We start from the raw sequence: 14,106 nt of genomic DNA on the forward strand, positions 1-14,106 counted from the left end.
TAGGGAATACTGATTCCCTTTTTCATTTATTTCATATTGACCTTAATGGTCTTCAGATCTTTATCAGCACTTGACGTACCTACCATCAATTCGTATTGACCAGGTACTACACGCATACTATTGCTCTTCGCATCCCAACCTTCAAACTGATCACGGGGCAACGGAATGCTGACCTTTTGACTCTGACCAGCCTTGACCGATATTCGGCTATAAGCACGCAACGTTTTGAGCGGACCTTCTGTGTCGGCAGTACGGCGCAGATAAACCTGAACCACTTCCGTTCCATCCATCTTGCCGGTATTCTTCACATTTACCGTTACCACGCCGTTCTTATATTGTGGTTTGCCCACTTCAAAAGACGTATAACTCAGTCCATAGCCGAAGGGATAGAGCACTTCACCTTTGAAATAGCGGTAAGTACGACCAGTCATACGATAGTCGAGGAAGTCGGGCAGATCATCGGTACTGCGGTAGAACGTTATGGGCAGTTTTCCTGAAGGGTTCACTTCGCCCATCAGAATCTCTGCCATGGCTTCACCACCACGTTCCCCACCATACCATCCTTGAACAATCGCATCGCAGAGTGGCGCTTCTTCTGTTAGAGCGATGGCGCCGCCCGAACAGTTGATAAAGACCACACGTTTACCAGCTTTGTGCAACAGTTGCAATATCTGGCGCTGAACGGTAGGCAGATTGATGTCTGTACGGTCGCCACCCTTGAAACCTGGGTCGCTCACTTTCATCTCTTCGCCTTCAACTCGCGGAGAGATTCCACCAACGAAGACGACCGTTTCAGCATCGCCCACCTGTGCCAGAATCTCGTCAGCAGTAGGTGTTTGCTTTTTACAGATGTCAAACTGCATGGCTGCCATTCCGCCTTCCTGCACATAGTCTATCTGTATGCGATAGTGGTGTCCGGCTTTGACTTCAAGTTGTGGGGCAGCTTCCTGAATACGTTGACGCACCTTCCAAATATTGACCAGCGTATCGCCATTGACCATGACGCGCACTTTATCATCTGCTCCGACACGCAGCGTAAGCGTTTCATCGGTATCAGCAACAAACTGTCCGTCGTAACGAGCAGAGAACTGCTCCAGATTGACACCTGGCGCAAAGACCGTATTGCCGCCATTGCTCAGATTGATGGGTGAAGTAATCGTTACGGTATTGACGGGTGTACCTTCCATCTCGGTATTATTCCAATATGTGGCTTGCATTCCCCTATTGCCCAATGGAGCCTTCATGTGGTCGAAACGACTCTCATAGACTTCTGCACGAGTCAGACCGCAACCTTGCACATAACGCACATCGCCCAACTTTTGGCGCAGTCCCTGCAGCATGGTGACGGTCTTTGTGGCGGAACCACTATAGTTTCCCCACATCATGATAGAGTCGTTAGCATTCGGTCCCATGACTACGATGCGTTTAGCATTCTCTTTCTTCAAGGGCAGAATACCGTTGTTCTTCAGCAGAATAGTTCCTTCACGTGCCATTTGCAAAGCGAGTTGCTTATGTTCTTTCGAGGCAATAACGCTTGAAGGAATCTTGGTCCAACTCACCAAAGAGTCGGCATCAAAGTCTCCCAATCTGAAACGTGCCACCAACAGTCGGCGCAAACTGGTATTGATACGCTCTTCGCTAATGTCTCCTCGTTTTACGGCTTCAGGCAGATTGCGGTATTCAGAACCACATTCCAAGTCGGTACCAGACTCAACAGCCTGTGCTACAGCAGCCGGACGGTCGGCTGATACACCATGAAATCCTGGCAGGAAGTCGCGGATGGCACCACAGTCGCTGGTGATGAGACCATCGAATCCCCATTCGTCGCGAAGGATTTGTCGCTCATAACGGGCATTACCACAACAAGGCTGACCGTCGATACGTTGGTAGGCACACATCACTTCAGCCACCTTACCTTTCTGTACCAAAGCCTTGAAAGCTGGGAGATAGGTTTCCCAGAGGTCACGTTCTGGCAACTGCTGAATATCGAACGTGTGTCGATTCCATTCCGGACCACTATGCACAGCAAAGTGTTTGGCACATGCCAACAGTTTTGCATAACGTTCTTTCGATGGTTTTCCGTCGAAGCTTTGACCTTGCAGTCCATTCACAACAGCAAGTCCCATACGTTCTGTCAGGTATGGATCCTCACCATAGGTTTCCTGTCCACGTCCCCAACGAGGGTCGCGATAAATATTAATATTGGGAGTCCAGAATGACAATCCTTGATAACGCGACACTTTACCGCTGTGTTTCGCTTCTTGATTTTTAGCACGTGCTTCGTCGCTCACAGCAGTAAAAACTTGGTAGAGCAATGCATCATCCCATGACGCAGCCATCATGGTGGTGATTGGAAATACCGTAACAAAGCCGTTACGGCCTATGCCATGAAGTGCTTCGTTCCACCATTGGAACGCCGGAATGCCCAATCGCGCAATAGCAGGTGACGTGTCCATCATTAGTTTAGCCTTCTCTTCAAGAGTCAGGCGTCCTAACAAATCATCGGCACGAACTTCTGCAGTAAGTGCAGGATTCTGATATGGTAAAGTCTGTGCTGTTGCATGCAGACTCAGCATTGCTGTTAGTGTCAGTAATGTCTTTTTCATCATGTTGTTATGTTTTTAGTTTAAGGTCTGTTACCAGCCCCTCATGAGTAATGTTGTTGAACCTATGTTAATTTTCTGTTTGTTAGTATTTGCTATAATCTATGTTCGTCCTTGTTGTTGTATAATCCTATTATATGCTGTTGCTTAGACGATAGCGTCTTAATGAAAAAACAGGGGCAGACCTTTCGACCTGCCCCTGTGGCATAGAGATATTAAGTATGTCTGTTATTTCAAGTCAGAAGCCTTGTAGATGACAGACTTCAGCTCTTTCACGGTTTTCACCTCTTCGCCCTCAGCATTTTTACTGGTGATTTGCTCTTCGAAAGCAAACTTCACGGTGAAGTCGCTCACGCCCTGAGAGGCAACAACAGGAGCGATAATCTTGGTAAAGATTTCGTTCTTATCGTTAGACAGAGCTACAGTTGCGTTGTAGTTACTCTCCATGTAAGCCTTGGTGCAATGAGAGAAATAGTGTGTTGCACCATGCTCCAGACCATAGGCTGCGTTGACAGCATCTTCGAATGCTGCAACACCTTCCTCGCTCAGGCTACCCTGGTTGTCGAGGGTTACCTCGCAACGATACCAGCCCATTGAGTCAACATCTGGATCAAGGTCTCTTGAACAGCTGCTGAAAGAGAGAGTCATAGCTACGGCAGCGAATGCTGCGGCTACATATTTCATAATTTTCATAGTCGTATGTATGTTTTAATGCTTTATTATTTCTTACCGTTTCTCAGACGAGGTGCACCAGCGCCGCTCTTATAGATAGCTGAGTTGAGCACTTTCTCAGTCTGCTGATAGTAGAGACCGTCGATACCCTTATCGGTATGGTGGTCAAGGTGACTTGGCTTAGCGCCTACGAAGTGCTGTGGGTTTGGCGATACCATCAAGTCTGTGGCCTTCAGTTCGGGATCGCAGTGAACCTTCAGCTCGTCAAGTCCTGCAGGATAGTAGGTGTCGAGTTCGTCCTTCCAAGTCTTCTGCCACTTACCTGGTGAGTTAGAAGTAGCGTTGAAGGCATTGTTGTTGAATGGCTGTCCGCCCTTCAGATAAGGATCGTTTGTGGTCCAGTTGTTGTAGATGTTGAATACAACCTTGCCACTTCCGTCACCACCCTGAATGTTACGAGCATCCCAACCGAGTGCATTCATAGCACGGTTCACGTCGTCAGCATCCTTGGTGTTAATCCAGATGTTGTCGTGAATGCTGGCTTCAGAGCCTCCAGGGATATAGCGAGTATTCATCCAAGCAGCCTTTGTAGAACGAGTCATGAAGTTCACGAAGGTGTTGTGGTGGATGTTGAGATTCCAACGTACAGAAGCATCCCATTTCAGGTTGCGGTTAGAGTCAGTAATCAAGCTACCCTTTGGACTATCGTAGAATACGTTGCCGCTGATTTCTACATTCTCCAGAATGTTTGACTTCGGCTTACCGTTGTGGTCAGCATGGATGTAGTTGTAACCACCACCGTTGTTGTCGTAGAATCCACTGTTATAGTGGCTGCAGTCAATCATCTTCAGGTTGTGGATATAGAAGTCGTTAGAACCCTGAATACGGAAGAATCCGCGGATAAGTCCCTGGAACGTACAGTTGTTCCATTCAAGGAGGGTTACATTGATACCCATACCGTTAGAGTACATGTTCATGAAGTAGTTACCTACAGCTTTTCCGTTTCCTTCCTGAGCATGACCATAGTTGGTAGCCATAGGAACGTCAAAGTCGAGATCCATGAAACGAATAGAGTCGATGTCAAGGGTAATGGTACTGTTCTCACCAGCATTAGGCTGACGACCCAACATGAAGTTACAGGTATTGACATTAGCACCAGTCTTGGTCATACCGCCGAGATATACTTTAGCGCGCTTACCCTGTGCAACATCCTCTGGGTTGGTGCGGAGTGTCATACCCTTGTAGATGTTGGGGTTGCTGGTGAAGTGGTAAGCCTTACCACCTTCCAGATAGAACACCTGGTTCTCTGCTACTGTTACATCGCTATTGTAGTTAGAGATGATGTTGTCGAGCTTCATGGAGTTGTATGACGAGATGTCATAGATGTTCATGTTCTCGCCAGTACCGATAGTATCCTTAGCAGTAGGCACGTGCTTGATGAGGATAGGAGCGCCTGGAGTACCCTTGGTACTCTTCATTACAGAGTTGTAGCAAGCGTCAACCTTTGCCTCGATCGAGCTATCCCATGCGTCGATGTTATAAACCGAGTTCTCAGACAGACCGTCGATAGTAAACTCAGCTACGTCGTTTACCCATGCTGACTCAGGAATATCGAAGTGCAGATAAGTGGGGTTGGTTGTAGCATTAGGAGTTGACTTCGAAGCGGTGAAGGTCAGATAGTCAATCTTCAGAACATTCTGGTCAGCATCTACAAAGTTGAAATGATCACGGAAGATTTTCTTCTTATCATCAGAATACTTGCTGATGTTGCGGTCCAGACGTACCACCATAGAAGTCTTGGTGATGTTTAATGTCTGGATAACGAAAGGTACATCATAACGGACACCAGTCTGCATGCCGAAGTAATCAGCCCATTCTGTACCGTGACCATAACCATACCAGTCAGAGTTTTTAGGGTCAGTCTTCCAACTGTCGTTGTTAGCATCGTATGAGTGGAGTGCACGGATAGCGAAACGGTAGTCGGTCTGATAGCTCAGGTTCTTGATCACCAAATCAAACTGCTTAGGATCAGTCACTACCACGTGACCTGCCAGTTCCTTGCCGTCAACACCAGCCTCGGTGTCGATCCATGCCTGTTCACCATTTGCCACATAGTTCTGAATCGCCCATTTGATTTCATAGGCCACAGCATCATCTACGGTGTACCAGTAGAGGTGTGCTGTGTTCAAATCGGTAATCGCGCAGTTGTAGGGATCGGTAGAACCCTTACCGGTGTTGTTGTCCGTGCGGAATGCCGGACGGAACAGCTTATCACGGTTTGCCGATTCGCTGATGTCATCGTCCTTACAAGAGAATATGGACAGCGTAGCCATCAGCATCATTGAATATATGAATAATTTTTTCATTGTCTTTTAGTCTTTCTTATGTTAATAAGGAATTACTGCTTAGAAACCGTAATAGTTCTTGTAGCGTCCGTCAGAGCGAGCAATGGCTTCCTGTGGATAAGGGAGCAAGTAGCGTACTGCGGGCAACTGCTGTACGGTAGCCTCAGGATTCTGGGTATCAATATCGAAGTTGACCACAGCACCGTTGTTCACAATCTTGATGCTTCCATCCTCATCGCCACGGATGTAACCGAAGAGGGAGTAGAGTACTTCGTTCTTGAGCACACCTTCTTTCGACCAGATGTTTTCGCTGTTACCCCAAGCCACATCATTGGCTGATGATGTCTGACCCGTGATAGCTCTTGCCGAAACAGGCTCGTAAGGCAGACCGAGGTTTGCGAAATAGTCTTCAGGTTTGCTGCTGGGCTGTACGTCTGGCGTCCAAGGATTGACGATGTACAGCATGTAGAGGTTGCTGTTGGGGAAGTTGGCGTCGCCAGTATTCTTCACATATACATAATAGATGTTGGTCATAGCCGAGATATTGGCATAGTCAATACCATCGTGCTCGCTGATCATATCAATGTAAGGTGAACCTGTTGACTGGTCTTCTGCTACACCGTAGTAAGCCAAGAAGGTGTAGAAAATCTGCTCTGAGTAGAGGTTGTTGCGGACAAGATCCTTCCAACGCATGTTCTCACCAGCAAACTCAAACTTACGCTCGTCGAGCACAGCCTTGAGGAAGTCTTCCTTGGTAGCAGTCTGAGCAGAGGTCAGTTCATAGTTAACACCATTGTATGCACGACGGCGAACCTGGTTTACAGCGTCGATAGCTTCCTGTGTAGGAGCTCCGTTCACTTCGTTGTCAGCCTCAGCAAACATCAGCAACACGTCAGCATAGCGGATGTAGGCAAAGTTGATACCGGTGTTTCCGGTAGAAGCCTTACCGAGACCTACAGTGTTCCACAGCTTAGACCACTTGTTGTTATACATGGTGTAGCTGAAGTTGATAGCGGGCAGACCCTGGTTTGAGTAACCCCATGTACCGCAAACATAGTCGCGACGGGCGTCACCCTCTTTGAACATGTGGCGATAGAAACGAGTGGTGCGAACGTTACCGCTTGTAGAACCCCATGCTTGGTTAGAAAAGTCGGTTTCGTTGTTAGCGTCAACTTCGCTCTTTGGACCTTGAGCATAACCCCAAGCACCAGAGTAGTCCTTACCGAAGGGAATTTCGAAGATTGCATCGTCACCCTTAGTTGCAATGTGGTTGCACTCGTCAACGAATACATCGCGGAAGCTCTTGTTGAGTGAGTGACCGCCGGCATCAATAACCTTCTTGGCATAGTCGCGTGCAATCTGATAGTATTCCTTATAGTTAGAAGGACGAGTCATCTTGTAACCATTCACGTCGTTGGCATCGTGGTTCAATGAGTAACCACCAGCCTGCAAGGCGAGACGTGCAATCATGGCATAGGCAGCTTCCTTCGAGATGCGCTCGGGAGCGTCGAGGGTTGCGTCCTTGTCAGACTGCATCCATTCTGCAGCGTGACGGAGGTCGGCAATCAGCGAATCGCTGACAACCTGACGGTCTGTTACTTCAGGATAGAGATTGTTGGTCTCATAGGTAGCCTTGAAGGTGAAGGGGATATCGCCCCAGTAGGAGAGCAGTTCGTGATAGAACATTGCACGCATAACCTTGGCTTCACCCATCATCTGGGTCAGTTTGGTCACGTTGGGTACTTCCTCGGTTACCACACCGCCATTATCTTCGCCATCGGCAATTTCAGTTTTCATCTTCTCTTCATAGAGCTTGCTGTTCTTCAGGTTGAAGATGAATTCGTTGGCAGTTTCTACGCCTTTGTAAAGTGCATTCCAGAGGCTGTTGATGTTGCCGGCATCCGAACGCGTATCGAAACGTGCGGGTTTGTTGCCCGATGCAGTTTCGCTGGTGTTGGTAGAGAAGTCAACATCGCTGTTCAGCTGGAAATCCTTGTACAGATTATTACCGAAGGTGTTTCCAGAGAGAATCTGTGCATAAACACCATTCAGTGCAGTAGAAATCTCGCCTTCGTTGTTGTAGATGAACTCAGTGTTTGCTGATGTTGAGTCTGGATCTACAGCAAGGAAATCGTCGCATGCTGTCAGCGACAACATGGCCATTCCACTGATAAATATCTTATTGAGTTTCATATTGATTTCAGTTTCTTAGGTTTGTATCTTTAGAATGTTACGTTGAGACCGAAAGAGAAGGTGCGTGAACGTGGGTAGCGGTTGTAGTCCATAGAAGGAGTCAGACCAGACTGCACGTCAACCTCGGGGTCGTAACCAGAGTAGCTGGTGAGGATGAAGAGGTTTGAAGCAGAAACGTAAGCACGGACTTTCTCGATACCAAACTTCTTGGTGATGAGGTTCGGCAGGGTGTAACCTACGGTAACGTCGGTGCAACGGAGGAATGAACCATCTTCTACGAAGTATGAGAACATCACGTTGTTGACTACGTCTGCAGGGTTCCACAGGCTTGCATTAGCATTCAGATTCTTGTAGAGTCCCAGTGCACCGTTGATATAGACGTTTTTGTAGAGTGTCTCACCGGTGATGTTGTGACCATCGTTGTTAACAAATCCCTCTGGGGCGGTATAACGCCAACGCTTGTCAGCAAACTTAGAATCTACGTTGAAGAAGTTGTACTGGCTTGATGATGATGATGACATAGCGAATGCTGTGGCATTATATACATCAAAGTCGAGCATGTAAGTGAAGTTGGCTGTGAAGTCGAAGCTCTTCCACTGACCTGACAAACCGAAACCACCTTGCCATTTGGGGTTGGTGTTACCGATTACGGTCATATCCTTCTGGTCGATCTGACCGTCACCATTGAGGTCTTTCAGCTTGATCTTACCGGGCAGAGTAGAGTAACCTGAGTTAGATGAGCTGAAGATACCGTTACCGGTGTTATTCTCGTAACCGTCGGTAACAGTACCGCCGATGAGCATGCCGTTGAGTGTAGCTTTGTTGTTAGGAGTGGCCTCGTAAGAGGCTGTTTCAGGATAGGTAAATTCATCCCAGTTGTAGAGTCCGTCATATACGAAACCGTAGAACAGACCGAGTTCACCACCTACCTGCATCACGTAGTCATTTTCGATAGATGACTTCCATTTACCAGCAGTATTATAAAGCGGAGTGTTACCGTCAGAAGCATTCAGCTTCTTGATGGTCATCTTGTTGTGACCGAGAGTGAAGTTACCGCTTACCACATAGTCTTTACCACGTACGATGTCGCCGTTGACGGTGAGTTCCCAACCGTTGTTGGCTACCTTACCGATGTTCTGCATCTGCTTCTGGTATCCTGATACGCCAGGAATAGTAGAATTGTAGAGCAGGTCACGTGTGGTATTCCAATAGATTTCAGGAGTGATGCTCAGACGTCCACCGAAGAGTGAGATGTCCATAGCAAGGTTGCGGGTGATCGTAGTTTCCCACTTGATGTCCTTGTTAGGATAGTTACCTGGAGCACCATAGTAGAGTTCACCACCTACAGTAGCCTCACCGAAAGCGGGACCGCCAGTAGCATTGGTGGTGTAGAGATAGCGCCAGAGGTCGTCAGCGATATTGTTGTTACCGGCGAGACCGAAGGCAGCGCGGAGTTTCAACTGATCAATCCATTTCACATCTTTCAGGAATTTCTCCTTATTGATCACCCATGCACCAGAGATAGAGGGGAAGTAGCCCCACTGGTTGCCGGGAGCAAACTTGGTAGAACCGTCAGCACGGAAGGTACCTGAGATCAGATATTTGTGCTGGTAGTTGTATGAAACCTGACCGAAGAACGATGCTGTGCGGTTGGCAGTAGAACGCTTGGTGTAGGTCTGTTCAGCATAGGGCTGACCGAGTGCCATATTGTTGAGGGCTGTTTCTGCATCGATGTTTTGATCGAAGAGGTGGGCAGCCTGCTGGTTTGCCTTATACTGTGAGTGATAGATCTCCTGACCCAAGAGGAACGACAAGTTGTGCTTATCCTGGAGAGTCAAGTCGTAAGAAGCGGTATTGGTCCAAGTGTATGACTCAGAGTTTCTCTTGTAGAGCATGGCAACAGGCTTATTGTTGTTGATGGCAGCTTTTGCCATACCGGTCTGCCAGCCATAGAAACGTTCAGTATCGCTGAATCCGAGTGTGTAGTTACCCTCACTGCGCAGAACGAGACCCTTGATGGGAGACCACTTCAGTGCAAACTGGTTGGTGATGGTGTAACCATGCTTCTTCTGGGTGTTGGTTTGGATATCGTTGACAGGGTTTGTCAGACGGAAGTTGCTGGCATCAGCCTCATTTTCCATCTCTTCGTATGAACCCCACTCACGCAGACCTGCTGTAGGACGGTAGCGCAATACGTCGATGAGACCACCTGAACCGATGTTGTCACCACCTGCACCTTCGTCACGACGATAGCTGATCTTAGGATTGTAGGTGAACTCAAGGTTCTTGGTAATCTTGGTATTGAGCTTGAGGTTGATGTTGGTACGACGTACGCCTGAACCGAGGATAATACCCTTATCTTCTGACTGAGTCAGTGAGAGGTTGAAACGTGTAGTCTCGTTACCACCACCGATGGTCACGTTGCTGGAGTAGTTGACGGGGTGGTTGCCCAAAACCTCATCCTGCCAGTCGCGGGTAGCCTCGTTGCGATAGAGAGAAATGTCCTTAGGGTTACCGAAGTTGCCACGGAAAGGCTTAGCCCATGAAGAGCGGTTGCCGTTAGCAGCAGCACGGTCATACTGATAGTCAACAAATTCGAAGGTGTTCATCTGGCTCATAGAGCGTGCCAATGAAGATACGCTGAGACGTCCGTTGAACGACACCTGAACCTTACCTGTCTTAGCAGATTTAGTAGTAACTACAACAACACCGTTACCACCCTTCGCACCATAGATAGCGGTCAGAGAAGCATCTTTCAACACGTCGATTGAAGCGATATCCGTGGGAGGAATATCATTGATGTTGTCAACCTGGAAACCATCGACGATGAACAGTGGCTGGTTGCTCTGAGTTACAGACGTGGCTCCACGAACGCGGATGTTGATGTCGGCACCTGGCTGACCATCGACTGTTGTAATCTGCACACCGGCAATCTTACCCTGAAGGGCTTCGGCTGCTGATGATACAGGAACCACTGCCAGTTTCGCACCGCTTACCGAACCGACCGAACCGGTCAGGTCTTTACGTGCTTTACTGGTGTAACCCACAACGACCACCTCATCAAGGGCGGCGTTGTCGTCCTGGAGGACGATTTTCAGATTGCTACCTGCTGCAACTTCCTGAGTCACCATACCGATGTATGAGATGACCAGCTTCTTCGAGGCAGGCACCTTGATGGTGAAGTTACCGTCGAAGTCAGTTACGGCTGCATTCTTAGGATTTCCCTTTTCTACTACGGTTGCACCAATAACGGCTTCGCCATTGGAGTCTGTGACTGTACCCTTAGCGACGGTCTGTGCATAAGCATTACCGACGATCAAGAGCATACACAGAACAAGTACCGTGCGTGAAATACTCTTAAAATAAACAGACATAAAATTAGTAGTTTTGAAAATTAGTAATATTTTTGATGTTGTTTGTTTGCAAAGTTACTTAAAATTTATTAAAACCCACCTAAAAAAGGTGAAATGTTCCACGTAAACGTTTACATTGGAATTGTTGCTTCCAATGATATTGGGTGGAAGTCGGTTTCCGTATTGGTCCCCCATCAGCACTCTGGAGCGATGAGTTTCGCTCCAGAGACTTGATGGGATTTGAGGGCAAAAGGATTTTCCCATAGATGCTGTTGATGTGTATATAATTGTCAGTAGTTTGATGATGCAAAGATACTACTTTCTTTTCGTTGCTGATAAATATTCATCGCATTATTACACGTAAACGTTTTCGCTAATTGTTGCAGGTACAGGCTGTGCTTGAAGTAGTTTTATAGGAGGTATTACAAAAAGGATCATTCGTGTTCTTTATATATATTATAATGTATACGCACGCACACGCGCACACGAGAATCTCTTAAATTGTTAACACCGAACACCAATATGGCACCATCCTACAGTTATTTTAGTTTTCAAGAAAATTTCGACCACACGACCACAGATATCCGCATCACGCTATCCTTCAACATCTTACAGGTGTGGTCGATTCCTAAAAATCGGGATTTTCGACCACACTTCGACCACCAGTGCAACGATGTGATGTACACGAATCAGCCTAAAGAATGATGCTTTTCAATGTGGAATTACTATTGTTTTCGGCAAAAGAGCAGAGCTGAGTTACTTTTGTCCTTTCAGGACGTGGTTGATTATGTGCATTCATATCCGCAGGGCGATGCCCTGGGCTAAGGAAACCATTGGGCTTTCAGCCCGCCTTTGCTTGTTTGGTTATTAACACATCTTTAGTTGTTGGGTATTAGCCCGTCTTTAGTTGTTGGGGATTAGCCCGTCTTTAGTCGCTGGGTTACTAACGCCCCGAATGGGGCAAAATCTTCATAGCCCAGGGTAACACCCTGGGGTGTATGATTTTATTTAGCCTACGTCCTGTAAGGACAAAAGTAAAGCGTGATCCTATTTTCCTTATAAAATACTATCGTTTATCAGCACTTTGACAAGCCTTGATAACACCTTTATCAAATATTGGATAACACCTTTATCAAATATTAGATAACACTTTCATCAAACGTTGGATAATACTCTTATCAAACGTTGGATAATACCTTTATCAAACGTTGAAAACAATTTTACCAAACGTTGGGCAACACTTTTGCCACACGTTGGGCAACACTTTTGCCAAACGTTGGGCAACACTTTTGCCAAACGTTGGGTAACACTTTTGCCAAACGTTGGGTAACACTTTTGCCAAACGTTGGGTAATACCTTGACAAAACACTTTCTCCTAAATATCGATCAGTTTATGATAAGCATTTTCGTTAAGCCAAATAACGCAATTTGGTGGTCGATTGATGGTCGACACTTCAGTTTCGACCACAGTATAAAGCACTGACCGACAACATGATACACTCATCTGTGGTCGTGTGGTCGAAATTTTCTTAAAACTATATTTTATGTTTGCCATCCGAGAATTGTGTTGTAGCAAAATGAATTATTCTTTCATCATCATCTTACAAATACGATCTTGGAAGAGGCGAGACTCGGCTACTGGAGAGTCAACATTGATGATGGAGAAAATGTACCAATGGTCATCAGCAGCAAGAAGATAACCGCAAAGTGACGATGCACCATAGGTGGTCATAGTGCCTGTTTTACAAAATAAACGACCTTTGTAGTCGGGATGGCTCATACGGGTAAGAAGCGAACCGCGTCGCTCGCCACCTACAGTGGATGCCAAAGCCTCATCAATAAAGAAATCCTTCAACTGCTTGTCACCATAAGCATAGCGCAGCATATCAACAAGAACAGAGGCTGACAGACGATTTTCGGGCGACAGTCCTGAACCGTCGTGAAAGACAAGACGCGTTGAAACACTATCGAGCACTTGTGTTTTCTCTCTCCAGAAAGTTTCGGCATAATGTTTTGCATCCCAATTCATACGACGGTTGGGCATCAATCCCTGCTTCCAGTCAAGATGATAGAACACAGCATCTGCCTTAATATTGCTGCTATGGATGAGCATGGGAGTGATGACATCGCGAAGCAGATGGGATGAGGTGGCAACATAATGATACTTGCCACCACCGAAACGACCCTTTGAACGTCTTGCATTGACCGTTTTATCATTGCGTACGGTCACTCCATTCATACGCATAGAGGCTCGGAAGGTGCGATCCACATAGCGCTTGCCACGGAGAAGAAGTGGAGTCCGGTTGTAAGGTATATCCCATGCTTTCGCCGTAGGATGCGGACGCAGCGTATCTTCTCGTGCCAAAGTGATATACACATTGCCACGAACATGACGGATTCCCCTACTCTGCATCTTCTTGATGAGTGGATCAAAACTCTCCATGAGTGGGTCATCATCGGCCATCAGAAGGAGATTACCCACAAGGGTGTCACGCTTCATCTCTCCCATGGCGAGGATGTGTTCACGATATTGGTGGTTCATGCCTAAAGTCTTGAGCGCAGCAATAGCGGTGGAAATCTTCATACATGAGGCAGGTATAAAGCTTTCCGTATCATGATATCTATAGACATAGCGTTGGGTGGTGGCGTCAAAAACAGAGACGGCAATCTTGTTGGTGTCTAGTCGCAACGGTTTGTGCATCAGACTGTCCAAACGGTGTTGCATCCTTTCGTCACATGCAAGCATCTCTGGTGTCACATGCAGCGTAGGCTTCTCTTCCTGTACTGGCTCGTCTGCACTTAACCAACTAAAGAATGCAACAAGCGCTACTATGATATAATAAATGACTGTGATAACCGCAGCAAGGAAGAGCAACAACAATGCTACCCTTCCTTTGCGAATGCGTCTTCTACGTTTTTTTTCCATCTTGTATAAGCCCC

6 protein-coding genes are annotated in these 14,106 nt (G+C 47.0%); all 6 read right to left on the reverse strand.

Annotation, left to right across the window (positions count from 1 at the left end):
• Positions 1-26: 26 nt before the first annotated feature.
• Positions 27-2,609, reverse strand: a complete 2,583-nt coding sequence (gene xyl3A, locus CIK96_RS05200; protein ID WP_094390124.1) for a xylan 1,4-beta-xylosidase — start codon at positions 2,607-2,609, stop codon at positions 27-29.
• A gap of 222 nt (positions 2,610-2,831) precedes the next feature.
• Positions 2,832-3,296, reverse strand: a complete 465-nt coding sequence (locus tag CIK96_RS05205) for a hypothetical protein (protein WP_144007300.1) — start codon at positions 3,294-3,296, stop codon at positions 2,832-2,834.
• A gap of 26 nt (positions 3,297-3,322) precedes the next feature.
• Positions 3,323-5,641 (reverse strand): hypothetical protein, encoded by a 2,319-nt coding sequence (locus tag CIK96_RS05210; protein ID WP_094390126.1) that lies wholly within the window; start codon positions 5,639-5,641, stop codon positions 3,323-3,325.
• Between the two features lie 39 nt (positions 5,642-5,680).
• A complete protein-coding gene (locus CIK96_RS05215; protein WP_094439988.1) occupies positions 5,681-7,813 on the reverse strand; it encodes a RagB/SusD family nutrient uptake outer membrane protein in 2,133 nt (710 codons plus the stop codon).
• A gap of 29 nt (positions 7,814-7,842) precedes the next feature.
• A complete protein-coding gene (locus CIK96_RS05220; protein ID WP_094436484.1) occupies positions 7,843-11,187 on the reverse strand; it encodes a TonB-dependent receptor in 3,345 nt (1,114 codons plus the stop codon).
• A gap of 1,561 nt (positions 11,188-12,748) precedes the next feature.
• Positions 12,749-14,092, reverse strand: coding sequence for a D-alanyl-D-alanine carboxypeptidase (locus CIK96_RS05225; protein WP_094439989.1), 1,344 nt, complete (start codon positions 14,090-14,092; stop codon positions 12,749-12,751).
• Positions 14,093-14,106 lie beyond the last annotated feature (14 nt).

Source organism: Prevotella sp. P4-98 (assembly GCF_002251405.1).
Taxonomy (GTDB): Bacteria; Bacteroidota; Bacteroidia; order Bacteroidales; family Bacteroidaceae; genus Prevotella.